This window comes from Rhodococcus sp. H36-A4, from assembly GCF_027158005.1.
GTDB lineage: Bacteria > Actinomycetota > Actinomycetes > Mycobacteriales > Mycobacteriaceae > Rhodococcoides.
Genome location: NZ_JAPVLQ010000011.1, coordinates 16,556 through 40,830, shown reverse-complemented (window position 1 = coordinate 40,830; position 24,275 = coordinate 16,556). Strand labels below are relative to the sequence as shown.

24 protein-coding genes and 1 pseudogene are annotated in these 24,275 nt (G+C 60.9%); 11 read left to right on the top strand and 14 right to left on the bottom strand.

The annotated features are described in order from the left end of the window. Positions 1-60: 60 nt before the first annotated feature. Together O1W68_RS20590 and O1W68_RS20585 are read left to right on the top strand one after the other, a co-directional pair. A complete protein-coding gene (locus O1W68_RS20590; protein ID WP_269306746.1) occupies positions 61-510 on the top strand; it encodes a hypothetical protein in 450 nt (149 codons plus the stop codon). Continuing rightward, complete coding sequence (locus tag O1W68_RS20585) at positions 500-1,384, top strand: zeta toxin family protein (protein WP_269306744.1); 885 nt, start codon at positions 500-502, stop codon at positions 1,382-1,384. Before O1W68_RS20590 ends, O1W68_RS20585 begins: the two co-directional genes overlap by 11 nt. Before the next feature lie 35 nt (positions 1,385-1,419). Here O1W68_RS20585 and O1W68_RS20580 read toward each other — a convergent pair whose 3' ends face one another. Next, the gene (locus tag O1W68_RS20580; RefSeq protein WP_269306742.1) at positions 1,420-2,046 is read right to left on the bottom strand and encodes a DNA/RNA non-specific endonuclease; all 627 of its coding nucleotides are present in this window, start codon (positions 2,044-2,046) and stop codon (positions 1,420-1,422) included. Positions 2,047-2,584: 538 nt separating this feature from the next. Here O1W68_RS20580 and O1W68_RS20570 point away from each other — a divergent pair. Next, on the top strand, positions 2,585-2,833 hold the full coding sequence (locus O1W68_RS20570) for a hypothetical protein (protein WP_269306740.1): 249 nt from the start codon (positions 2,585-2,587) through the stop codon (positions 2,831-2,833). A 378-nt stretch (positions 2,834-3,211) separates the two neighbouring features. Next, entirely contained in the window at positions 3,212-3,445 is a 234-nt protein-coding gene (locus O1W68_RS20565; protein ID WP_269306739.1) for a hypothetical protein, read from the top strand. A gap of 7 nt (positions 3,446-3,452) precedes the next feature. Here O1W68_RS20565 and O1W68_RS20560 read toward each other — a convergent pair whose 3' ends face one another. Then, the gene (locus tag O1W68_RS20560) at positions 3,453-3,971 is read right to left on the bottom strand and encodes a hypothetical protein (protein ID WP_269306737.1); all 519 of its coding nucleotides are present in this window, start codon (positions 3,969-3,971) and stop codon (positions 3,453-3,455) included. A 636-nt stretch (positions 3,972-4,607) separates the two neighbouring features. Here O1W68_RS20560 and O1W68_RS20555 point away from each other — a divergent pair. Together O1W68_RS20555 and O1W68_RS20550 are read left to right on the top strand one after the other, a co-directional pair. Continuing rightward, positions 4,608-4,766 (top strand): annotated as a pseudogene (locus tag O1W68_RS20555) (integrase); the annotation flags it as partial. Positions 4,767-5,409: 643 nt separating this feature from the next. Continuing rightward, positions 5,410-6,195 (top strand): class I SAM-dependent methyltransferase, encoded by a 786-nt coding sequence (locus tag O1W68_RS20550; protein ID WP_269306735.1) that lies wholly within the window; start codon positions 5,410-5,412, stop codon positions 6,193-6,195. A 163-nt stretch (positions 6,196-6,358) separates the two neighbouring features. Here the strand turns inward: O1W68_RS20550 and O1W68_RS20545 are convergent, their stop codons facing one another. Beyond that, positions 6,359-6,997: a hypothetical protein gene (locus tag O1W68_RS20545; protein ID WP_269306734.1), complete on the bottom strand. Its 639-nt coding sequence runs from the start codon at positions 6,995-6,997 to the stop codon at positions 6,359-6,361. Between the two features lie 582 nt (positions 6,998-7,579). Then, complete coding sequence (locus tag O1W68_RS20540; protein ID WP_269306733.1) at positions 7,580-7,978, bottom strand: hypothetical protein; 399 nt, start codon at positions 7,976-7,978, stop codon at positions 7,580-7,582. Between the two features lie 273 nt (positions 7,979-8,251). On the opposite strand from O1W68_RS20540, the gene O1W68_RS20535 reads away from it, so the two are divergent. Continuing rightward, positions 8,252-10,267, top strand: coding sequence for a TerD family protein (locus O1W68_RS20535; protein WP_269306731.1), 2,016 nt, complete (start codon positions 8,252-8,254; stop codon positions 10,265-10,267). Here the strand turns inward: O1W68_RS20535 and O1W68_RS20530 are convergent. The 5 genes from O1W68_RS20530 to O1W68_RS20510 all read right to left on the bottom strand — a co-directional run bounded on the left by O1W68_RS20530 (position 10,162) and on the right by O1W68_RS20510 (position 13,807). Then, positions 10,162-10,986 carry a potassium channel family protein gene (locus O1W68_RS20530; protein WP_269306729.1) on the bottom strand — a complete coding sequence of 275 codons (825 nt, stop codon included), beginning with the start codon at positions 10,984-10,986 and terminating at the stop codon, positions 10,162-10,164. The two genes, O1W68_RS20535 and O1W68_RS20530, sit on opposite strands and share 106 nt — an antisense overlap. 940 nt (positions 10,987-11,926) lie before the next feature. Further along, positions 11,927-12,211: a HigA family addiction module antitoxin gene (locus O1W68_RS20525; protein WP_269306727.1), complete on the bottom strand. Its 285-nt coding sequence runs from the start codon at positions 12,209-12,211 to the stop codon at positions 11,927-11,929. A 41-nt stretch (positions 12,212-12,252) separates the two neighbouring features. Then, positions 12,253-12,444 (bottom strand): type II toxin-antitoxin system RelE/ParE family toxin, encoded by a 192-nt coding sequence (locus O1W68_RS20520; protein WP_269306786.1) that lies wholly within the window; start codon positions 12,442-12,444, stop codon positions 12,253-12,255. A 217-nt stretch (positions 12,445-12,661) separates the two neighbouring features. After that, on the bottom strand, positions 12,662-13,147 hold the full coding sequence (locus O1W68_RS20515; RefSeq protein WP_269306725.1) for a hypothetical protein: 486 nt from the start codon (positions 13,145-13,147) through the stop codon (positions 12,662-12,664). 3 nt (positions 13,148-13,150) lie between these two features. Continuing rightward, complete coding sequence (locus O1W68_RS20510) at positions 13,151-13,807, bottom strand: class I SAM-dependent methyltransferase (RefSeq protein WP_269306723.1); 657 nt, start codon at positions 13,805-13,807, stop codon at positions 13,151-13,153. 118 nt (positions 13,808-13,925) lie between these two features. On the opposite strand from O1W68_RS20510, the gene O1W68_RS20505 reads away from it, so the two are divergent. Then, a complete protein-coding gene (locus O1W68_RS20505) occupies positions 13,926-15,083 on the top strand; it encodes a hypothetical protein (protein ID WP_269306721.1) in 1,158 nt (385 codons plus the stop codon). A gap of 29 nt (positions 15,084-15,112) precedes the next feature. Here the strand turns inward: O1W68_RS20505 and O1W68_RS20500 are convergent, their stop codons facing one another. After that, positions 15,113-15,544 (bottom strand): VOC family protein, encoded by a 432-nt coding sequence (locus O1W68_RS20500; RefSeq protein WP_269306785.1) that lies wholly within the window; start codon positions 15,542-15,544, stop codon positions 15,113-15,115. A gap of 337 nt (positions 15,545-15,881) precedes the next feature. Next, complete coding sequence (locus O1W68_RS20495) at positions 15,882-16,466, bottom strand: TetR/AcrR family transcriptional regulator (RefSeq protein ID WP_269306719.1); 585 nt, start codon at positions 16,464-16,466, stop codon at positions 15,882-15,884. 54 nt (positions 16,467-16,520) lie between these two features. Between O1W68_RS20495 and O1W68_RS20490 the strand changes: the two genes are divergently transcribed. Beyond that, on the top strand, positions 16,521-17,489 hold the full coding sequence (locus tag O1W68_RS20490) for a DMT family transporter (RefSeq protein WP_269306717.1): 969 nt from the start codon (positions 16,521-16,523) through the stop codon (positions 17,487-17,489). Beyond that, positions 17,486-19,084, top strand: coding sequence for an amidohydrolase (locus O1W68_RS20485; protein ID WP_269306715.1), 1,599 nt, complete (start codon positions 17,486-17,488; stop codon positions 19,082-19,084). Before O1W68_RS20490 ends, O1W68_RS20485 begins: the two co-directional genes overlap by 4 nt. A 35-nt stretch (positions 19,085-19,119) precedes the next feature. Here O1W68_RS20485 and O1W68_RS20480 read toward each other — a convergent pair whose 3' ends face one another. The 3 genes from O1W68_RS20480 to O1W68_RS20470 form a co-directional block, all read right to left on the bottom strand. Continuing rightward, positions 19,120-20,409 (bottom strand): lipase family protein, encoded by a 1,290-nt coding sequence (locus O1W68_RS20480; RefSeq protein WP_442972424.1) that lies wholly within the window; start codon positions 20,407-20,409, stop codon positions 19,120-19,122. A 112-nt stretch (positions 20,410-20,521) separates the two neighbouring features. Continuing rightward, positions 20,522-21,163 (bottom strand): PadR family transcriptional regulator, encoded by a 642-nt coding sequence (locus O1W68_RS20475; RefSeq protein WP_269306714.1) that lies wholly within the window; start codon positions 21,161-21,163, stop codon positions 20,522-20,524. 55 nt (positions 21,164-21,218) lie between these two features. After that, entirely contained in the window at positions 21,219-22,559 is a 1,341-nt protein-coding gene (locus O1W68_RS20470) for a serine hydrolase domain-containing protein (RefSeq protein WP_269306713.1), read from the bottom strand. Positions 22,560-22,685: 126 nt separating this feature from the next. On the opposite strand from O1W68_RS20470, the gene O1W68_RS20465 reads away from it, so the two are divergent. Further along, a complete protein-coding gene (locus O1W68_RS20465; protein WP_269306712.1) occupies positions 22,686-24,275 on the top strand; it encodes a D-alanyl-D-alanine carboxypeptidase/D-alanyl-D-alanine-endopeptidase in 1,590 nt (529 codons plus the stop codon).

Genomic DNA, 24,275 nt, shown 5'->3' with positions numbered 1-24,275 from the left:
AGCGCTGCAATCGAACGGCGCGGTGATACAATTTGGTATAACTGCATTTGAGGAGGTCTGATGTCACTTGCTCACGACATGGAACGTGACCTTCGGGCGATACCTGCAGAACGAGAACTCCTGCAACTCAAGCTCCTGCGCGCGGTTGCGCACGCTACCGACAATGGCATCGCTCAACGGGTCATTGCGAAGAGCCTTGCGGTCACGCAGCCCGAGGTGAGCCGCATAGTCAAGAAGTTGCGGCTCAACCCGGCGGCACGTGAGCGTAGTCCGCGCGAGGTGTTGCTCGAGCATGCCGCCAAGCTCCTCGACCACGACGCGATGGTGGCCGAACTGACCTCGTGGCCGTACACATTCGGGCACATCGCTGACGGCGATCTGGCAGGGGAGAGCTACGTGCGGGGGACGTGGGATCAAATCGAACGCGCTGGGGATCTCCTGGTCGACGAGGATTATCGAGTGCTTCTCGCGGCCACGGCCGACCGGCGTGCGCAGGCGAATGCACTCTGACCTTGCCGTTGCCGTTGCCTTCGAACTCGAAGCCTGGTGCAGACCCGGTGGGGTACTCGACAAGAACGGTGCCCGAGCCTCGAATCACTCCTTCGACCCGGTGTCGCGGCGCCGAACCCGCGACGGCATCGTCGAAGCCTTCCTCGCCGAACACACCGATGTAGCCGTCGGACGTCAGTTCCTTGCGTTGGCGACCGCGGGACCTCCTGGGGCCGGAAAGTCGTCGAGTATCGACCGCCGCCATCTAGCCGGACAGGGGTGGCGGATCCTCGACGCCGACGTCGTCAAGGACTACCTGCTCCGCGACGCGGTCGCCTGCGGCGTCTACGACGACCTCTTCGATCAGGTGTTGCCCGACGGGCAGCCGGTGATGCCGCGGGAACTCGCGACCCTGGTGCACTCGGAGTCGACGATCCTTCTCGACGCGATCACCGAGATCTGTATGGCGCGTAGGGAAAACATTGTTCTGGAGGGGACGTTCAGTTGGCCCGGTCTCGCTCCTCGTCTGCTGAACGACCTCGCATCTGCGGATTACGAGAAATTCACGATCCTCGACGTCGAGGCCCCCGCGGAGATCACCCGTGCGCGAGCGTTAAGGCGGTGGTGGCGCGGCCGCCTCGATGCGATCAACGGCGGCGATCCTTTCGGTGGCCGCTTCACCCCTGGTTTCGTCATCGACGCCCTCTACACCGGCGACACCGAGGTAACGGTATGCGCCCGCAACGCCCGGACAGCGTTCGATCATGCACTCGCTGCGGAAATTCCGACAGTCGAGTTGCTCGTCGAGCACTTCGGCGGCGTTGACGAGACGTGGGTGAAAGAGAACGGGGTCGTGGTGTACTCCCACGGTGCTGCCGATCGCCGCGCTCCATGACCCGACGCCCATCTGAAGTCGGTAACGCAGCCGACTCACCCGCCGGGGTCACGGCTGACACCGAAGCTCTCTGCCAGAGAAACGATGTCGGCGTACGCGGCAAGTTCGCTCCACCGTTGCTGTTCGAGTCGTGCGGCCGGTTGAAGGATGTACCGATCCGCCGCGACGAGTTGTTTCATCGATAGTTCGGTCATGGCGGCGATGTCTTCGATGGGCACCTGGAAGGTCCGGTACGGCCCGAGTGGGGGAGTAGCGGAGTCGGCTCGGGCAGGTCGGGTGAAGATCGGCCCTAACGAGGGTGTCTGGTCAAGGATGTATCCGTCGCCGCCAACTGTGACTCCTGTTCCCAGGCGGCTATTTTGAAGAACCGTCGTAAAATTGCGACGCCCCGGTACACCGGATCGTCGGCGGCGAAGATGCATCTGGTTCAAGGTCACGGTTTGCGGCCCGCACACCGTGTAGTGGAAGGTGTCGTCGTTGGCCAGCTCGGCGACCGCGGCGGTGCCCCAGACTGGGTCGCGGCGCCGCACCAGATGACCGAGGTAGAGATCGCTACTGGCATAAAGCTGCGGGCCGGCCTGCTGCGTGGCCGGCAGCCGCGGATCGAGTCGCCAGTCGTCGCCGCGTTCGACATCGCGCAGCTGGGATCCGCCGATGTTCACCGCTGTGCTCGACGCCAGGCAGCGCTCCGGGTCGATCGCGGACCGTGAAGTGCGTGTACGGCAACACAACCAGATTTGGCCGTGATGGTGGATCAAGTTCGATGGCGGGTAGGAATGCGGAGTTGTAGCCAGCGGGGGAGAGCACCGCCTCAGTGAATCCGGCGATCGTGACGAGCACATGAACACACCCCGCTCTCGGGGTCGATTACGTACCGTCGGATGGCGGCGCCCGAAACCGAGCGCCTGCACACGAGATCTAGGAGGTATACCCATGGCTGCAATCGCTGACAAGCTCGGGCAACGCAAACGAAGACAAGCCCCTTACCGAAATCGTCGACGCACCCGTTGAAACACTGCAGGGCGTGAGCCTCGGCGACGCCGAACACCTCAAGGCCGCGTTCAATATCAAGACCATCGGCGATCTCGGAGGCAACAAATACTTCCTCTGGGCGCAGTCCATCGCCAAGCTCGCCGAGTAGTTCCTACTCGCAGCGTCGAGGAGAGTCACAGGACCGCATTGTCCCTGTGACTCTTCGCGTTGATCAGCATCGGTGACTGTCGCCTGGCCACCAGTTTCGCCAGGAGGGACTTCGGCGTCGCCTGTGCGGGCCAGGGGGATTTGTGGCGGAACGTCCGCGCCGTCGACCCGGATCTGTCGGCTCAGGCCGGTACCGTCGCACAGGTGACGTCGAGGCAGGGAGGCGCGTTGGGCGACTACTGCTACCAGTGGGCGCTGTTGTCGACTGGTGCGCCACCGCCGACACCTCGCCGCTACCCGCCCGGGTGACCTCGCTCCGGCTGGCATTGGACTCCGCGCACAGATAAAACGATCCGACGTGCCGCGCAGTGTCACGCGATCGCGGCCGCATTGCCGACCGGCGGGTCGACGGCGGCATTGTTCGGAGGCCGCGACGTCGTACTCTTCCATTTGGCCGGCGCATGCCTCTCCTACAACGCGATTGCAGCTCTCGACCGCGGTAATATCAACGCCTACGGTGACAGCCTATGGATCGGCGGCCGCCACCGAATTCGCATTTGTCCCAAGCTTCGACAAAGTGCGATCCGAACGCGCCGAGTGGCCCGCAGCGCGGACTTCTGACCTTGATTCGCAGGAGTCAGGGTTTTCCCTGATGTGCTCGACCGAACGCGAGCCCAGACTTGAGCTATGAACATCGAGACATGGTGGCCGAAGGTGACCGCGGATTCACGGGAATGGCTGCTCGATCATGCCGGCGAACCGGTCGAGCCGAGTGTGCGCGCCGACATCTTGTCGGTCACAACCGTGGCGGACGGCTCGACGTGGGATGGGAGCGGGTCGGAAGAGGGCGAGTTCGAACTGACTGATAGGACGGTGGACTGGATCGAAGCCGTCGCCAACGGCGAGACGCCGATCTTCTAGCGAGCCGTCAGGCGACGGTGAAGCGCACGGTGTTGCCCGCCGGATCGAACAGTGTGGTGTTGAGCGGGGAGTCCGTGGTTACGGTCAATCCTGCATTGCCTGAACCGATGTCGATCGCGATCTGTTTGGTCCACTCGCTGCCATGCGCGGGAACTGTTCCCGATCTGGGGGCAGAGTTCAGGTGGACCATCCAGGTGCCGCCGGTCGGCTTGGCGCCGCTGTACGGGTCGACCCATGGTGCATCGAAGTTGTTCATGTTCACGTACACCGTTAGCGGGCAGTCAGCGTTGAAGAATGTCCGCCACGTCAGCGTGACAACAGCGATGCCCGGCCTGTCGTGCGGGGTGTAGACGTCACCGCCCACCTCACCGGCGCACGGAAGGGACAACTCTCGTCCCAGGGAAATATTGTACGGGAAGGGCGTGAACTCCTGGTGGTGCGCTGACGCCACCCCGGACACGCCGAGGAGAGCTGCCGCGAGCGCAGCGCCGACAACGGTGGTTCGGACAGTCCAGGATCGAGTCACGAACAGGACAATACGGTAATAACGTTCGTGAGGGCAGCTATCGGTCTCGCCAGGTCTCTCGTCGACCTAAACGCTTGTGCGAGCTAACGTGGTCGCTCACAGGTAACTCCGCGCCCAACGGCTTCGTCTCGTCCGAGGGCGCGAAATATGCAACATGACTTCACTGAGCCCACGCCGTTGACTCGAAGTTCAGCGTCGTCACCGTCGCAGTGGACGCACTCGATATCGAAGACTCCACGGTTCCGCCGCCAGCGGTCGGCGACTACACAAGATGGTTGTTGAACTTCTCGTTGTCGGACGGTGCCAACGCAACAGCGTTCCCGGGGCACCGACGTGGAACCCGATTCTGCGTGCTTTTCAATTCGGAGGCGTCACTGCATATGTGAGAAACCTTCAGTCTGTGCCTCGTATTGAGACTGCGTCGCTCAGAGGATCTTTTCGGGGACAATGCTCGGTGGCTCGACTCCAGATGATCTGCCGACGACGGCGGGTGTAGTTCTCGGACTGCAATTTTGCACCTATATCTATCGAGAACGACGCCTCGGGGGAGTTCGTCCCTGGATCTTGTATCTTGCGACGCGTTTCTGCGAGCACGAGGTGGTGCCATCGAGATGGCATGGCAGCCGGTTCCGATGCATCGCGGCGATCGCGGACCGCCACCGCGCTACCGGCCATGACAACCCGTGCGGCCACGAGATGGTCCGCGCCACCCTCGCCGGTATCCGAAGGGATTACGTATCGGCGGGGGAGCGGCCACGCAACCCGCGCGCGCCGTTGCTGACCTCCGAAATCACTAAACCACGTCGAAACCCAGGCGGACGCACTGTTGCAGGAACTTATCGACTTCGTCGATTCTGACGTGCCGGATCCTGCATGGATATCGGGCAGTCGCGACCACCTTCCATGACACAAACTTTTCGGGCGGCCCGATTCCGATTCCGGTTCTGACTATGGGACGTAGAGCGGACGACGCGGAGCGAGGCCCTGATAAGGCGGGGTGAATAAGCCTTCAGCGCACTACGACGGTCAACTCGGACCGACTGACCTCGACAGGGCCCAGGCGGGGCCTGGCCGCCCCACAGCTCGGTGGAGCTGCCGATACGAAAGGCCGGAGGCAGGTCGTTGACGACCGACCCAAACCCGGCCGAACCTACCCGCGTGACCCGACCCTAACTGAAAGACCGAACGTCAGTTCCTTTCACTGGGCGCAATGCCGCTCAATGTCAGCGGTATGGAGCGGGTCGGCGCGATTGCGGTCTTTCTGTCGAGATGCAGCGAAGATCGACGGGACACGCCATCGCACTTTGGCAGAAGTTGGGTGAGCCGGGGAGACCAACCAAAGTAGGTGCTTCGCCCGTAAACGGATTGCCTGCTGGTGAACCGGATTTCCCATCGCAACAGTCGACATCGTCGGTCTTCTCTGCGCTATCGTCCCCGTATGGGCGTCGATTCTCGCGCGGCTTCCGGGTTCCGCGCGGTCGCAGAGGACTACGAGACTGGACGACCGTCGTACGCCGATGCGTCGATCGACCGAATTTTCACTGACCTAGAACTCAGTATCAGCAGTCGAGTCCTCGACCTCGCCGCCGGAACCGGACAGCTCTCTCGGTTGTTCCACAGCCGCGTCGGCAGCGTCGTCGCGGTCGAGCCCGTGCATGGGATGCGCGAACGAATCAAGACAACTATGCCTGGCATCACGGTGCTCGACGGGACCGCTGAGTCCATTCCACTGCCGGACTCAGACGTCGATGTAGTCGTTGTCGGCGAAGCATTCCACTGGTTCGAAACAGCAACGGCTACCAGCGAAATCGCCCGAGTCCTCAAACCCTCGGGAGGTCTCGGGCTTCTGTGGAACACACCCATATGGACGGTGGACACCACGTCCTGGCTGCAGGACCTCCGGCGCATACTTTCGCACCACAAGGAGTCGGCAGGCGACTACCCGGCCGGCGTCACTTGGCAGAAGACACTCGAGAGCACTCGCTTGTTCGAGACCCTCCAGCACACCAACGCGACGCACGAACAGTCACTCGGGCACGATGCTTTCCTCGCCCAGGTGGCATCGTGGAGTTGGGTTGCCAATCTCCCAGAAGCAGCACGGCGAACAGCACTGAACGACGTTGCTGAACTGGTTCGCCCACTCGGCCGCATCGTTATCCCCTATCGCACTGATCTGTATGTCGGACGTCGTCAATCATCCCCGATGCACGACGTCCGACCCTGAACCGGGCGTTCCCGTGTGGGTGGTCCGGTCAAATCCCGAACAGCGGAGCTGAACGGATTAGCGTAAGACGCGGATCCTCCGCCACTAACCTCGCTAAACTGGCGTCACATCTGGCTAATCTTCGGCGCAAATCGACATTGAGATTGTGGTCGAGCTACCGCGCTCAGCTCCAACCCGGCTTGACGTCGCGCCGCGCTGGAAGTCCATTCCATTCTGTGAGTGGGGCCGACTGCCACCACCAATCTGGATCCGAGTGAACGCCGGCGACTACCGTTCTGCCAGTGACAGCCAGAAGTAACTCGGGCGGGCTGCCCAAAGTCGTATCGATCCACGGAAACACACGTGACACTGTTCTCGCACAGCCATTTTCGGGAAAATCCAGGAGCATCCCCACTGCGCGCGCCGCATCGGTGCCGTGAACCAGTATTTCTGTAACAGCCATGCATGCCCAACCCGCAGCGTCGGCTGTTCCGCTGGGGTGGAACGCACGTTGATCTCCAAGGTCGCGGAGCAGTGCCGCGAGTATGTGTGCAGCCGAGAGCACGTTGTCTAGGTGTTCGGATGCGCGAGCTTCACGTCCGTCACGCAGGACCGGTAATCGGACCTGCGCTCGTCTCGCGACCTGACCGCTGTAGAAGAGCAACGCATCGCTGATGTGCTCGATGGTGTGGAGTGCAGTCCACTGCGTTGGATCCGCAGTGTTCGACCACTGCATCGATATATCGGGTATCGCAGTGAGCGCGTGTAGAGCTTGCGCGGCATGCACCACGTCGTCAGGTGTCGGTTCGGTCTGTGATGTCATGACGTCCGGATCTGTGGTCGTGTCGGGCTGGAGCAGCCGCGATCTGCAGACTATCCATCCAAAGGTGCAGTTAACAGGGCAAGAGACGCACCGTGATCAGAAATCCGCCAACCCGATGAGAATGATCGACTGACGGTATATCAGGCGTATGTGGCGGACGGGACTGCCCCAAGCCATCGGCAATATCGCACTGTTGCCGCACAACCATGAACTGCTGGGGTTGATGCCTCTTGGCATAGCGCGACCGTGACCTCCTGAGACACGCTGCCCGACCTCGGATGGGGCCGTTCGCGTGAACGAAATGCACACTCCAGGGCGTTTGATGTTTTTGACTATCCAGCGTGAACGGGGTCATGGCTTCCAGTGGAATTTACGGGTGCTGCTGATAATTCTTGGCTCCGTCCGCGGCCTGATGACCACCGTTGCGCACGCAATGCCCTTTATTGGGAGTTCGTGACCGAACTACGCATCCCCAATCGTCGGGTCGTTGCTTCGGCGAGACGTACTTGCTCATCCGTCTCGTCGACGTGATACCAAAACTCGTCCGGGGTCAAGTGGCCAGAAACCTGTATGAACACTCCCTTACAGGTTCGGCGGGTCGGTTGTGTCGTCTACAAGATCCGCGGCTTCGCGAAGGCCAAGACCGGGGTAGCTTTCGCGCAGCTTTTTGATCGCGGATATTCGTGACGACGACGAGGTCTTAGCTTTCCAGACTTCGCGCGTGGGAACACTGCTGGGTTCGACCCGTGTCACCTCGGGCGAGGAGGCGCGATTGCGTCTTCGACACTGCCGCACGAAAGACGTGGCAATGATGGCAAACGCCACGAGAAATAGAACAGCGAATGTGATGTTCCACGGTGAGGGCTCGTCGATGACGTTGCCGACGATCTGCGGCCCGACCAGCACGACCGAAACCACTGATAGATAAACAGTTCCCCATCGGTCGACGGTGGGGTTGTCATACCACTTCCGCTTGGTCACGACGCCAGCCCGCAACTACTTGCTCACCAGAGGGCGAGGAGAAGCCCGCGATTTCGGCTACGGGAATGTGTGTTTCGATCGCGTGGGCGTCCTCGTCCGGCAAGCGAGGAGTCCGCTTTGGTCATTGCACAGGAACAACAAGGCTGGTGTGCGCTGAATTCCGCACACGGCCGGTCATTCGTTTGAATGAACTGAGCACTGGTTTCTGTGCGCTGCTAACGGTCCGGCTAGTCTGTTTCATTGAGAGTCCGCGGTTGCGATTGGAGTGCGTTCGTGAGTTCACCGATGTTGGCAAAAGGTCAGAATGTGTCGCTACCAGAGGAGACGAGCGTCCTCGATATCGTTGTCTCGTGGGTCGATTCGGATCGCGACCTCGATGCGTCCGCGTTGCTGGTGGGCGTGGACGACAAGGTCCGCTCGGATGCCGACTTTGTGTTTTACAACCAGTCCGAGTCCGCGGAAGCCTCGGTTCGCTATTTGGGTAGCAGTAGTACCGATGAGGGTAAACAGGAGCGGATCTCGATTCAGCTGGCCGCGGTGCCGGTTGACGTCGTGAAGATTGTGATCGCTGGCAGTTCGAGTGATCTGGCGTTAGGGGAGTTCGGAAAGCTCGCGTTGCAGGTGCGTGATCAGTCGGGTTCGGTTCTCGGAGAGTTCATCACCGCGGACACGGATACCGAGCGAGCGTTGGTCTTCGGTGAAATCTATCGACGAGACGGTTCCTGGAAGCTTCGTGCTGTGGGGCAGGGCTGGCAATCAGGTTTGGCAGGGTTGGCCGCTGACTTCGGAGTCGATGTCGACGATAGCGAAGCCGCAGAGGCTACCGAGGACATCGTCGTCGCCGAGGTCGTCGAGGCGACCACCCGCACCGTCGCAGCTGACGGCGAAATTGTCGAGGTCGCGTTGAACACTGTCGATGCGCCCAAACGCGGGGTCCGCACGAAGAAGCCGACCGCGAAGAAGGCGGCGATGCCACAGTTCACTCTTGCGGGCGCGGAGACATGGCAGAGCGCTCGGTTGTTCTCGATTTCCGGTGTGGGGTCGGGGGAGGAGCAGGAGAAGCGAGCAACGTCGGCGCTGATTGCGACGATGCAGGCTGTCCGGCCCTTTGCACGCGCGATCTGCTCGCGAGCGGGGGCACCGGCGGGGCCGTTCGAAGGCTATCTGGAGGTGCCGTTCGTGAAAGGCGAAGGCAAGGTCATCCCCGACGGAGTGTTTCGGGTCTCGCGTGCCGGGCACGTGTGGACTGCGTTGCTAGAGGTGAAGACCGGTAGTGGCCGGTTGCAGAAGGAACAGTTGGAGAATTATCTCGATGTAGCGCGCCGACACAAATACGAGGTGGTGCTCAGTTTGTCCAACGATATTCCCGCGTCTACGGGGGAGTTGCCGGTGGAGGTGAGCAAGTCCAAGCTCACGAAAGTTGCACTGCGTCACATTTCGTGGTCCGAGGTCATTTACGAAGCTCGAATGTTGCTCTCTCATGGCGGTCTGACGGATCCATTGCAGGTGTGGATTCTCGACGAGTTCGTGCGGTACCTGACGCATCCGAAGTCGGGGGCGACGGAGTTCGTGGATATGGGTCGCCATTGGGTGGCGGTTCGTGATTCGGTGGCTGCCGGGACGTTGCGGCCCAGTGATGCAAAAGGGTTGGCGGTGGCCAACACTTGGGCGTCGTTGTCGCGGCATCTGGCGCTGCGCATGACTGCGGAGTTGGGTGCGAGCGTGAAATATCATTTGCCGCGTAAGTTGAGCGGCGATCCTCAGGCCAGAAACGAGTACCTAGTCGAGCGGCTTGCGTCGACTGGAGCGTTGGCGGCGACGCTGCGCATTCCCGATGCTGCTGGTGATTTGACGGTCGAGGCAGATTTGCGGACCAACAAGATTCAGTGCAGCACCGCGATCGACGCACCCGATGATGGGACTGCGCTCAAGCGAACGTCTTGGCTGATAAAACAACTCAAGGATGCGCCTGCGGAGACTTTGGTGGAGGCGGTGTTCTCGGATGCGGCGGAGATTTCGTGTGAGAGTCTGGCGACGGTCCGCGGGGATGCGAAGTCTTTGACGGCGGGCCGGGTCAGTGTGCTCACGCGGTTCACGTTGACGGCGCCGACGAAGATGGGAAGCAAGCGGTCCGGTTCGGCGGCGGGGTTCATCGGGAGCATCACCGACGGTGTCGACGAGTTCTACCGCACAGTGCTGCAACCACTCAAGCCGTGGGTGCCGTCCGCCCCGGAAGCCGGTGATCGCGAGTCGGCCGCCGCAACGGACTCGAGGGCACCGCGTTCGTGAGCATTGTTCGTAGTTGAAGGTGCACTGAGGGCTGCTCGCAGAGCAACGATCTCCCGAGTGAGGTCGGCGATCTGGGCATGCGTTGCTGCTTGGTTCTGGTCGTCTTGTTCGGCGACCTTCTGCACCAGCCATGATGCCAGAGTGGCGGTGACCACGCCGAGCAGGGCGATGCCGGCGATCATCAGTCCCACTGCGATGCATCGGCCGGTGACTGTGGTGGGGGCGTAGTCGCCGTAGCCGACTGTGGTCACCGTTGCGGCTGCCCACCACAGTGCGTCGGGGAATGTTTTGATGGTGGATTCCGGGGTTGTGCGTTCGGCATCGTACATCGCCAGGGATGCGACAAAGATCAAAAGTAATGTTCCTGCGATCGCGTACGTGACAACTCGTCCGCGCAGGGCGCCGCCGATTGACCGTTGCAGGAAACTGACCAAGGTCAGCAGGCGTAGGAGTCGGAGCGGGCGCAATATGGGCAGGACAACGATGGCCAATTCGTGAAGATGCAGAGCGAACCAGCGTTTTCGTTGTTCGGCGAGAGTCAGTCGAACGAGGTAGTCGATACCGAATATTACCCAGATCGCGAGGACGGCGTTTTCGGCAATTCTGCCGCTCAGTCCACTTGGTTGAGTCAGCACCGTCCACGCGTAAATCGCGAGAAACGTCAAAGCTGCTCCAGCAAGCGGCCATTCCGTCGACCGCTCCCACCGCTCATAGTTCATGAGGGGGAACTGTACCGCGCGAAGCTGGATGCCTGGCTGGACGTCCGGGGGCGTGCAGTATTTTGAGCTCAGAGACTGGGCCGATCATCGGGAAGTGATGGCGAGCAACTGCTTCGAGCATTGCTCGGCTTGGTTCCACACCACCCCGCATGGTTTCTGACAACCCGTCCGACGCAACTTCGCAGCGCCGTTGTCATTGCTCAGCCAGGGCTCTCGTGGACCCAAATGCAAACCAAGGTCGAACAGAACCATCTCAGCGCCACCCAGCTCCGCGACCTAGTAACCGTATTCGACGACCCCCCCTTGCGCTTTGGGTGACTCGGAATTGGTCTGCTCGCCGCCGTAGACACGTGGATTTCGGCCAGGGAAGGTAGAAGCGATTCTGCAGTCGGGTTTTGGCAAGGTCGATGCGACCTCCGCAACAACAGTCATGGCTTTCATGAGGTCAGGGTCAGTAGCTTGCCGCGATCAGAAATGGGTCCGAAGTTCGACAGCGTTTACGAAAGACATGCTCATCGAAATTGCTCACCCGTGGTCGATTGCTATCGAGTTCAAGTGCCGGCTGGAGCTTTGTTGGACGCGGTTGCCACTCGCGCTGCTGTGTGAGGCGATGGATACACGGCGAAGGAGCGTTATACGAGACTCTCGCCACTGGAGGAGTGAAGCGGCGCGGTCAGCAGGGGATGATGTAGCCGGGATCGGTTGTGGTGTCGAGTATGTGAGCGTCCGGTCGTAACATCTGCAAGGCGCACGCTCGGAGTACGCCTTGTTCATCTCTCGAAGCGGTACTCGATACAGTCCCGATTTCTGTCGGTGTCGGCGGTCAGCTGACTGCTTGACGAGGTTCGGTGATCTCGCCGTATCTCGCACATTGAATCTCGTTGTCCCGGAGTTAGATCCGACCGCGGTTACCGATGCAGACCGAGGCGGAGGGAGAAGGTCACGCAGTTTTGAGCGGAATGATCTGTTCGAGTGTGTGGGTCAGTTGGGTGCGTTGGGTCTCGATGTCGTGCCGGTTTTGGAGGTTGAGCCAGAAGCGTTCGGTGGTGCTGAAGGAGCGGGCGAGGCGTAGTGCGGTGTCGGGGGAGATGCGTCTGGTTCCGTGGACTATTTCGTTGATTCGTCTCTGGGGTACGGCGATGGCAACGGCAAGTTTGTGTTTGGTGATGCCGAGTGGTTTGGGGTAGTCCTCGAGGAGGATCTCGCCGGGATGGATGGGCTCCATGATGGTGTCGGTGTCTGGCCTGGTGGTTGCTCCTTGTCGTTCTAGTGGTGGTCGACGATTTCTACGTTGATGGGTCCCGCGGGTGTCCAGATAGAGCAGATGCGCCATTGCTGGTTGATGCCGATGCTGTGTTGACCGGTGCGGTCACCGCTGAGTTTTTCGAGTCTGTTGCCGGGTGGGACGCGGAGGTCGTTCACGTCGTCCGCGGCGTCGAGAATCAGCAGTTTGCGCAGTGCTGAGCGTTGGAGTTCGGGAGCGAGTTTCGTGCGGGTGCGGTTCTAGACATGTTCGGCGGTTTTGTTGGCGAAGGACTGCCTCTCTTTGTCACTATTTGCTCTCAGTCACTTTTCGAGTCCGCCACAGGCTGCACGAAAACAGTCTCCAGGTCGTCCATCGATGGGCACAGGTCCCTCGTGTAGAGCCGTCGAGCAGTGCGGAGGGAGACTTAGTTCAGCACGCGTCATGGAATTCGGCTTCGGAAACCACTCGCGACGACGCGGTGAGGACCTGCCCCGGCGGCAGAGAGTCAACCTCGCTCTGTGTTGCCGATACCTGGGCCGCTTGGGCGTTCTCGTCTTTCAGAGATGCGATGACGATAAACAGTGAATCGGGATCCTCCGAAAGTCGGACTTCACTATCCGCAGCCCACGGGTCGGCGGGTGCAGTCAGCGGCACTTCGATTCGCCCCGATTGGGGGCTCGATGCTCGAATTTCGCCGAGGGTCGGATTCACCTCGCTATCGGCCAGTCCGTCGCGACCGGCGTAGATTCCGATGGAATCGACACTGCCGCGGCATGCGTCGACCAGAACCAGCACGGAGCCGTCGGCGTCGCGTGCCAGTGCGGTCCTACCGACGATGTCCGTGTCTATGGCGTTGCCGCATCCGCTCACCGACGCTGCCGCAACGAGGGTTCCGATAACCATTAGCGAGCGCACGACTTAGTTGCCCGCCTTATTGCTCTGATTGTTGACGAAGGTTGCTCGCCAACGGTTCTCGGCCGTCACCTGTTCGATCTCAGAAGTGGTAAGACCGTGTAACGAGAAGGATTCGATCTCCGTCCTGGTCAACGGCCACGGAGGTCCGTCGACATCGACACCTTCCTCGCGGATTCCGGACACGACCAGCAATGTCCCGCCGGCCGACACGGTCGAGCCTATCGCGGCGATGGCGTCGGATCGCACCCACAGCGGCATCGACTGAACCGTGATCGATTCGATCACCACGTCGAACGTGCCCCGCCACTGCGTCGGCATCGCAAGAACATCGGCCACCTCGTAGTTCACCGCCGACTGGGGGAAACGCGTTCGCGCAGCGTCGATGGCGGTGGGGGAGACATCGAATGCTGTTGTCTCGTAACCGAGGGACGCGATGAATTCGGCATCCGTCCCGTACCCACATCCGACCACGAGGGCAGTGCGTCCGCCTCCGGCACGGCTCTGCGCCCACTCCACGATCAGCGGATTGGGTTCCTCGCGATGCCATGGAACGACGGCGTTACCGTCGGCCGCTTCGCGGTAGAGCTTGTCGAACCAGCCTGTCGGGTCTCCTTGTTCGATCGAGTCTGTGGCAAGTCGCTGGTCGTCTGCACTGTTCATGAAGGGTCTGGCACCTCTCGTCGGGACGCGTTCGATCATTATGCCGGGAATGAGTCCCACCTCAGGTGCGCCCGGCTTTCAGGATGCGGGGAGTGCCACGCCGTGGCACTGTGCAGTCATGACCGAACCGCTTTCGCAGCCGATGACATCGCAGCATGTGACGTTGATGATGGACCACGGCCAGTTCTACCTGCGTGGAGGCTTGGGCGACGAGGAAAACGAGTTCCCGCTGCTCGAATACGCTCTTGCAGCGCAACCGAACTCGGGTGACGGCCTCACGATGGTGGTGCTGAACCCGCATCAGAACAACTTCGAAATGCCTATTGCTGTCGAAGTGTTCGATGCACGTCCTCCCAGCGACGACGATGAGTGGCAGCAGATATGTGAGGATCGCCTCGAAGTGGGACCCGAGGGTGTGCTGCAGATCGACTCGACCACCATGAGTCCGGTCGATTGCACGGTTCCGCAGGGGAAGTATCTGGTGCAGGTGGCAGGCCGCGGATTTGTCAATTACGGATGGCCAGGTGACACCACGCCGGGCGATACTTGGCGAATTCGGCTCTGGCCTGACGACGGCAGCGATACGCGACCAACGATTCAGTGGAACATGCCCGGATACGGCGTGCCGGAGAACGCCGAGCTCATCTCCGAGCCCGTTCCCTACGGCAACGAGGAGCCGAGTTGGATCACCGTCTTTCATGAGGACGGAAGCACGGAGATGGTGGAGCGAGGTGACCTCGAACAGCGACGTCTGGCTCGGCCGGAGCCGATCGAGCAGGTCGCGGGTTTCAATGGCGGCCAGACGCTCGCCGAGTTCGACCGCGACCTCGTAGTCGGACTCCTCGCTACCGACGCCGCGACTGCGCGCCGAATCGCGGTGTACTGCGCGAACGCAGCATGCGAACACGCCGGACTGGCGGAGCTGCCGTGGGTGCGGCCGGCGCTCGACGCATTAGCCGAGAACCGAACTCCTCCGGCACCATTCGCAAACATCACGCAGATCAACGATGCGTTCGCGCCGCTTTTCGCGGACCTCGCGGGTGGAGGCGCCACGACGTCTTCGAGCGCGACAGTCGTCAGTGGTCGGCCGAAGACTCCGTTCGATGGCAGAGGCGAGCCCCGGTTCATGACCATTCCTACGTTGTTCAGCGCGCAGGATTCGGATCCGCACAGGGCTGCGATCGAGACAATCGTCCACGCTTCGCATGCATATGGATTACAGACTCCGGATCTCTACGCGGCACTCCGCGAGGCGTTCCCCGAACTGGTGGGATAAGTCGGTCCCGGTTCGAGTCGGGATACCGGCTATGTTGCGGTGACCGTGTCGCTCAGGTCCTGCTCGACCGCCGGGAGTGTCACGCATACGAAGGCCAGGTTGTTGCCGTCGGGATCTTCCAGGTCGCGGTCGTACATGAAACCGTGATCCTGGGCAGGCCGAGGTTCGGAACCTCCGGCGCGCAGACCCGCCTGGACGACAGTGTCAACGGCGTCCCTCGAGTCGAGGGCCAGCGCAATCTGGACCTGCGCAGTCTTGGCTGGATCGGCGACAGGTTTGTCGGTGAACTCGGCGAAAAACTCACGAGTCAGGAGCATGAACTGTAGATCGTGGTCCCACACCAGGCACGCGACTCTACTGTCGGTGAGGAGCGGATCGATGGTCGCGCCGATAGCGGTGTAGAAAGTCTTGCTACGTTCGAGGTTTGCGGTCGGGAAACTCACGGAGATCTTTGCGGGCATAGCGGTCACACTTCCTTGGTTGCGGCACCCGGTTCGTCGGGATACAGCGTGTAGACGAGTAGTCGGATCGAAACTCATCGGTCACAAGGAAATGCCGAATACAAGCCCGCACATGATCGATTCGCTGAGCCCGAGCCAGAAGCTGCATGGATGTGCCCGATCCCGAGTGTCGATACGAACAGTCCGAACCTTCGAGAGCATTGCGGGCCGCAATAAGGGAGTCTGATATCGAGGCGTGATCGCCTTTCGGCGTCTGAGAACCCTTGTGGGCGTTGGTGTGTGGGTTGACGATACAGATTCATTCGAACTAGCGGCGTTGCAGATCGCTTGATGAGCGCTAGTTTCCACCGCTCACCGGTGGGGTGAGAATGCCGATGACGCCAGCACACAACAGTTCTACCAGGCGTCGGTACACGCGGTCGGGGTCCGCGCCGGCCGGATAGCCTTCCTGCGCTTCGAGGACACAGAACCCGTGCAGAGCGCTGCGCAGGGACCATGCTGCTTGTTCGGAATCATCCGCGCTCAAGCCGTAGCCGGCAATGACGCGATTGATGACATCGACAACCTCACCGACGGCGGCCACAAGGTCGGCGTGCGGGGCGGTGGGGTAGCGGTCGGTAATGGCGTACAGCCCGGGGTGTGAGCGGACGAAGCTACGCCACGCGTCGGCGAGTGCGATGACGGCGTCGTCCTTGGCGAGCCCTACTGCAGCTGCGCGGAGGTCCTCTGCCAGTAACTGTCGCGCGAGCAGGCTGAGTTGATGCTGGACATCGTCGACGCCGGTCACGTGCTTGTAGAGAGCTGACTGTCGCACGTCGAGAGTGTCGGCGAGTCGACTGAGGACCAGGGCGTCGGGCCCGTGACTGTCCACGAGTTCGGCGGCGGCGGTGATGATGCGTTCGCGGGTGACCGGGATTCTCATGTGAACATCTTCCCTCGTGGGGACGCGGCGATACGAAAGTGATAGCTTATCACCATGAGTGATGCTCCATCCCTAGGTGTCGTTCGCGATGCAACTCGCGATGCTCGACGTCGTCGCGATCTGCAGGTAGTGGTCACGGGCGCTTGCATCCTGGGAATGACCTCGATCTTGTACGACCTGTCCGGCGTCTCGCCCGCGACCGGTGCATTCTTTCGGTGTCTCTACGCCTTGATCCCACTCGTGATCGTCGTACTCGTGCAACGCCGTCGCCCGCACGTACAACCAACTCCCGGTCGGTGGGTGGCCAAAGCCGTCGTCGCGGGAGTGTTCCTAGGTATCGACCTGGTGCTCTGGCATGAGGCGATCCACTCGATCGGCGCCGGACTGTCGACGGTTCTGCTGAACCTGCAGGTCGTGTTCGTGGCTATCCTCGGGTACGTGGTCCTGCGTCAGCGCATCACTAGGGCACTACTGACGAGTATGCCGCTGCTCTTTGTCGGCGTCGCGCTTGTTGCGGGAATGAGTACCTCGCTGACTGGAGCCAATCCGACGGTAGGTGCTTCCTTCGCGATCATTGCGGCAGGAGCCTATGCCGTATACATCTTCATGATGGGCTTGGCGACGCGTGCTGCCGGTAGGACTGGTCTGCCGATGCTGGTCTCCACTGCGGCCACCGGTGTGACGGCCGGATTGTTCGGCGTGGTCACCGGAACTCTTGATATTTCACCACCTTTGGCGGCGCAAGGTTGGCTCATTTTGTTGGCCTTGGTATCTCAGGTAGTGGGCTGGCTTTTGGTAGCGAGTGCCAGCCAACGGTTGCCGGCGGGAAATATCGCAGCCAGCTTGGTGCTGCAATCAGCGTCGGCGCTGGTGTTCGGTGCCGTCCTGCTTTCTCAAATCCCCAGCATTGTGCAGATTGTGGGTGCGATGCTGATTCTTGCCGGAGTGGTTGTCGCGACGCGCCAGCCTGTAGTGAAATTACCGACGCCTGATGTCGGCAGACGAATGGAGATCGAAGCATGACCGTCGCGGCCGACCGTATCTATATCAATGGTGCTATCAAGACAATGGACGGTGCTTCTGTCACCGCGCCGACGGCACTGTTCACCAAGGGCGGGAGGTTTGTCGCGGTCGGATCCGACGCCGAGATCACCGCCTTGGCGGGCCCTGACATTCCGGTGGTGGATTTGGCTGGGGCAGTGGTTGTTCCGGGATTCATCGAGACACATCTGCACCCGATCATGTGGGGCATGTGGCTCAGTAACGTCAATGCGACGACCGGTGCCTGCCCCACGATCGAGGAGGTCATCGCCGCACTGGGTGAGCGTGCGGCGACGACACCGGCCGGTGAGCTTGTCCAGGCGTGGGGATTCGACGACAGCCTGGTGGCCGAAGACCGGGGATTGACGACGGCTGATCTCGACCGGGCATCGGTGCAGCATCCGATCATGGTGCGTCACCTGTCCGGCCACGGCGTCTATGTCAACTCTGTGGCCCTGGAGATGTGCGGTATCGACGCTACGACGGTCGATCCGGAGGGCGGAGTCATCGTTCGTGGGGCTGACGGTGTTCCGACCGGCGAGTTGTGTGAAGTGCCGGCAATGTCCTTGGTGTACAAACTGACCCCGGCCGTCGACCCCAAAGCTTCGAGTCTCGCTCTCTTGCGCGCTCAGGAAGTGATGGCCTCGGTGGGTATTACGAGCTTCCACGACATGTTTGTGACGAAAGAGATGTACAGCACTTACCGTGAACTCGAAGAGACCGGCGAACTGCGACTGAGGGCGCGACTGTACCTCGGGCACGGTGTCCACGATCAGCTGGGCGAAACTCCCGAACCGACCGCCTTGGTGAATGTGGGAGGGGTCAAGCTGATTTCGGATGGTTCGATTCAGCTGCATACCGCAGCATTAACCGAGCCTTACCACGACTTGGGTGGATGCCATTGCGGCGGAATGGCAATTTCGTCGGGCTCGCTCGTCGCACTGGTGAACGAACATCATGCCGCAGGGCGTCAGCTTGCAATTCACACCAACGGCGATCAGGCCATCGATTTTGCGCTAGACGCTATTGCGGCGGCTCAGGCTGCGCACCCTGAAACCGATATCATGCATCGCCTCGAACACGTGCAGACTTTGCGCGACGATCAGATCGAACGAATGGTCGAACTAGGCGTTGTCGCTTCTATTTTCGTCAATCATGTTTACTACTGGGGTGATCGACACCGCGATCGGTTCCTGGGGCAGCGGCGCGGTGAGCGGATCAGCCCGGTTGCGTCCGTAGTGGCGGCCGGACTTCCTTTTGCTTTGCATTGTGATTGCCCGGTGACCCCGGTCGATCCACTCTTCACCATGAATACCGCCGTACATCGGGTGACCCGTGAGGGTCACGTACTGGGCGCCGAGCAACGGGTGAGCGCCGACGTTGCGTTGTCCGGCTACACAAGTGCTGCTGCGCAAATTACCGGCGAAGCCGCTGACAAGGGCCGGATAGCCGTTGGTCTGTTGGCAGATTTTGTCGTGCTCGACGGCGATCCATTGGAGGAAGGCCCAGTCGATCTGTCGGCACTGAAGGTTCTCCGCACCGTTGTCGGCGGTGAGACGGTCTTCGAGGATGTGTAGACCCATTGCACAGTGATCCTGTGTCGATCGAATACTCAGGGAATGGGTGTTGGAGTCAGATCGTTTCCTGGTCCGATCACTGCGCAATTATTCGTCGGTGCGGCGCCGGCGAAGCGTTCAGTGAGAAACTGGGCTGCTTGGGCCTGGAACGGTACGAAGGCTTTGGTGTGGTCCAAGCCGGTGTATTGGGCGTAGGTGACTGCGACTCCACGGTTGCAGTACTCGTGGGCGAGCCCTTCCACATCACCGGTGACCATTACCGTATCGCCGATGCCGTCGGAATCGCCGACCCCGAGAAGGATTGGGACGGTTGGTGTTCCAGTACTTCCCATGATGTTGTCGTTGACGACCTCGACTGCCGCGGGCACCTGAAGGAGGGACGTGTACGGCGCTGCGAGCATTTCGGCGTCGGTCAGCCCGGGGTAGCTGGAGGCGAAACCGCCGATGCAGTTCGATTGGACGGCGTCGACGATGTTCTTGCCCTTGTCCGAGAGAAATGCGTCGGTATCGATGCCGTAGGCCCGTTGGTAGGCGACGATCAGGGCGGGGATCACGCCGGCCCAATCCTTGGACCCACTGACGTAGGGCAAATTTCGCGCGAAATCGACCGGCAGGCCGCCTGCTGCAGCACCGACGATGTTCAGCTCGGGTGAGTATTGGGGGGCCATCTCGGCGCCCCACTGTGTGGGCACCGATCCACCCGAGTAACCGATGAGCCCGACCGGCGTCGACGCAGGCAGTGCGAGAACCGATTCCGTGGCGCGGATCCCGTCGAGTGCCGCATAGCCCGACTGGCGTCCGATGGTCCACTCGAGATCCTCGCCCTCATAGTCGGGGACGACGACGGTGTACCCGGCGGCCATGTACCCGGCGATGACGGTCTGCTCGATCGTCGCGGTACGGCTGTCGCCGTGTCCGCTGAGGGTGTACGACGGGTCGCATTCGGTGCCGAGACCGTCGTAAGCGGTGTGGAACGAGATCAGTTCGGTCGGTCCTGGGACGAGTGGCCGCAGAACCGTCGCGACTGTCGTCACTGGGCTGCCCTGTTGATCGGTCGTCCGGTAGAGCACCTGCGTAGAGGTGATCGGTGTAGCAATTCCAGGCGCGCCATATGCCGCGGGCCGGGTACGTAGGACAGCACCAGGTGCCGAATTGTCGAGTGAGTCGGTCCAGTCGTAGAACGGATCGACCGAGGGCAATGGCTGAACCGCTGCCGGTGAGGCTGGTTCGGCGGCAGCCAATCCGGTCGCAGAACTCATCACCGCGAGCGCCACGGCTGTCAGGACGGCAAGACTGCTGATCGCTTCGATTCTGCGGCGAATCATGGGATTTGTTACCCCTCTGTAGGTCGGATCTGCGTCCGGACGTGCCGGCTCGTTGGTTCTTCCGCAGGTCCTCCTCTCGCATGCGAGTGCTTATTGCTTCGGAGTAGAAAATTTACCGGTGGGGGGGAGCGAAAACGGCCGACTCCGCGAGAATTGCGCGGCTGCGCTGGTGGTGGCTCGTAGCGGGGGAGATGGTGTCGGGCCAGTCTGCGATTTCACCGAGGGCCCACTCGGCCCACTCGACGATGTGGCTGAAGTGCCCCATCATGAAGTTGTTGGCGAGCGCCATGAGGTGTTCGCGCTCCGGGAAGGATCCACCGTCAGTCTCTCTGATCAGGACGGCGTTCATTCCGAACAGGCTGCGGCTGTGGGCCGCTTGATCGCGCATGATCACGAGGTTGTTCCTCAGATCGTCGATGTTTCCCTGTTCCGCCACCAGCACGCGGATCATGCCCTCGAACTCGAAGGCGGAAGGACGCGATTCTGTCGACAGCCACGACGCCAATGCATCGCGTCCTTCCGTTGTAATCGAGTAGACAGTCCTGTTTCGAGCACCGACCGCCTGGTTGGTAGCAGTAACCAGACCGAGATTCAGCAACTTCTTGGGGGCGTTGTAGCGCTGCCTGTCCGCGCGCGGCCACAGTTCGCCGATGCCCTTGCCGAAGTGTTCTGCGATCTCATAGGCCGACCAATCTCGCGACACCAGCAATCCGAGGATCACATACGACGTCGTATTCAAATCCTCACGAGCCACTCTGATATTCCCTCCGGGTGCTTACCGATGCAAAGCACCGAGCCTAGTTACTGACTCAGTTGCCTTCCGTCTCACCTACCTCGCCGATGTCATCGGCGGTATTTTCGTTGTCGTTCCCACCGGTCGTCGCGTAGACATAGCCGATCAGTTTCTCCGCTAGTCGAGCGGCAGGGGCTTTGCCTTCTGCCGTCGGAGCAAGATTCCCCCAGATGACCATCGTCACGTCGTTGACGGGGTCGTATCCCATGAACGAGTTGTAGCCGGGCAGCTCACCGGTGTGGCCGAAGAGAGGGCCCATCTGTGCGATGCCGTACCCGTAACTGGCGGCTTTCGGTGATTCAGGGTCCGTGGAAGCGACGCTATCCATGCGCAGCTTCTGTGTCTTTTCGTCGAGAAGATCACCCTTCACCATCGCCTGTACCCACGTCGCGAGATCGTTGACCGTCGAGATCCCCTGTCCCGCCGACCAAGTCCATGAAGGATTGTCGCCAGTCGTATCGCGCGGTGATACGGACCCGGACTCGATCTCGGCCAGTCTCTCCGGCGACAGCGAATCCTTGCCCTCACCGAGAGTCTCGATGTTGCCGCTGTAGGAGTATCCCCGCGCGAACGGAACGGGGATTGCGGTATCGGTATTCGAGGGAAACGACGTCCCGTTCATGTTGAGTTTCGAGAAGAACCGATCCTGGAAAATCTGATCGATCGGCTTTCCGTCGAGTTGTTCGGCGATCAAGCCCAGGAGCACCGTGTTGGTGTTGGAGTAATGCCACCCCTCACCAGGTGGAAAGTACGGCGGATTGGAAATTCCGAGTGCGACCAGTTCCTCCGGAGTAAATACCCGTCCAGGATCGTCGTCCAAGGCCTGATTGAGCTCCACTGTTTCGGTGTAGTTGTAGAGTCCGCTGCGCATGTCGAGCATTTGTCCGATGGTGATGTTCTCCCCATTCGGCACGTCGGGTCGGTACTTGCTCACCGGGTCGTCGACCGACAACTTTCCTTCTTGGACCATCTGCAGAATGGCGGTACCCGTCCACGTCTTGGTGTTGGATCCGATACGGATGCTGGTATCGAGCGTCGGTGTCTCGGTTCCGCCCAGTTCTGTTGCACCCCAGGTGTTTATATAATTTCCATCGGGGGTCTCGATGAGGACGACCATACCGATTTCGCGTAATTCCTGTGCAGTTTCGTCGACGACTGCATCCATCGCGGCGGTGTCGAACGGCACCAACGCGCTATCGCCGGACTGCGTGCTCGTAGCCGACGACGCGGTAGCTGCCGAGTCGGTAGTCGGAGGACTCGTGTCCGACGAGCACGAGGCGGTGAATGTGATCACCGTGAGCATCGCGGCAACTGCAGCGTGCCGACGTCTGGGAGAGAGGGTCATCGATGGAGGCATCGTGAGCTCCTGGGTAGGCGAAGGGGTGTTGAAGGCTCCTCCTTCGATTATGCATCTTGCATGCTGCACATTGCAGTATTATTCGGCTAAGTTTTTAAGCCAAGAGTTCGAGCGAAAGTCAGGTGCATGATGACTGCCGGAAAACGCCTCGCGGTTACCGCGGCATGCATGCTGCTCTTGGTGGCCTGCGCGAACGACGCGACCACTTCGGACAACGACGAGACTGCAGGAGCACTGCCCTCGGAGGCCGTCGAGATCATGGAATCCGCGCCCTACACGACTGCTCGGTGGCCTTACCTCGTCGTGGACCCCGAAACGGACGAGGTGATCTACAGCAGCGAGGCGGACAAGCGCATGCTGCTTGCATCGCAGACCAAACACTTCGTTGTCGGTACCGTCTACGAGGATCTGGGTGTGGACCGCACCATCACCACGCCGGTCTATGCCACGGTCGCTCCATCGGGAGGAACGCTCGCAGGCGACTTGGTACTCGTGGGTTCGGGTGACCTGGCGCTGGGAGGGCGGGGCGCGGCAGAGGGCGAGTTCAATTTCGCCACCGATGGGATCGATCACGTCTATGCAGATGCGCTGCCAGGAGCGGTCCTGGCGCCCGGTGATCCGCTGGCTGGACTGAACGATCTTGCTCGCCAGGTCGCGTCTGCCGGGGTCGACCGCATCGACGGCGACGTTGTCGTCGATACCCGACTGTGGGACACGTACTCCACGGTCGAGGGTCTGGTGCCGTCGATATTCGTCAACGACAATCTCGTCGACATCCAAGCCAGTCCGGGATCGCCTGGTACGTCTGCCACCATCGAAATGCTCCCCGGCAACGGTCTTTTTGCCCTCGATTCTCAGGTGACGACCGGCGACGCGGACAGTGATTCCACCCTGACAGTCGAGGCGGATGCAGTCGACTCCAACCTCATTCGTGTCCGAGGTTCGGTTCCTGCTGGAAAGACGTCGCTCACGGTCTTCCGCATTACGGATGCGGAGAGTTGGGCCCGCCAATTGTTCGTCGAGGCCCTGCAGCGAAACGGGGTAGCAGTCTCGTCCACGTCGAGAGTGAACAATGTTGCGTCCCTACCCGCCAGTGACAGTTATCAGGACGCACTGCGGATAGCGAGTCTCGAGTCCGCGCCACTCAGGCAATCCGGCTCGATGATTCTTGCGACGAGTTACAACACCGGCGCCAACACGTTCTTGTGCCTGTTGGCGGTCGAGTCGGGATCCAGCAACTGCAAAGATGGACTGCCGACAGTGCGCGCACTCGCCGACGAGGCAGGCGTTCCGGCGGCCGATCTGGTGATCATGGACGGCCAGGGCGGAGATCCGTCGTCCGCGACTCCGCAGGCGATCGTCACCTGGCTGAAGTGGGTCAGCGATCAGTCTTGGGCGGATACCTTCTGGGCCGGCCAACCTATACTCGGCGAGCGCGGTTCGCTGGTGGGTGTGGGCGTCGACAGCGCCGCAAAGGGTGCGGTGGTCGGAAAGACCGGCACGTCGGCGGACGTCGAACCGGTGAGCGGTAGGTTGGTCGTCAATCTACAAGCGCTCTCCGGATACCTCGATGTCGGTGACGGACGGCGTCTGCTGTTCGTTGTCGGGGTCATGGGTGCGGTCTTCCCGGATCTGCCGCGCGGGGTTTTCCAAGTGGGCGGTGATGTCGGAATGGTTGCGGCTGCACTGCAACAGGCGCAACTGAACAGCCCGTAA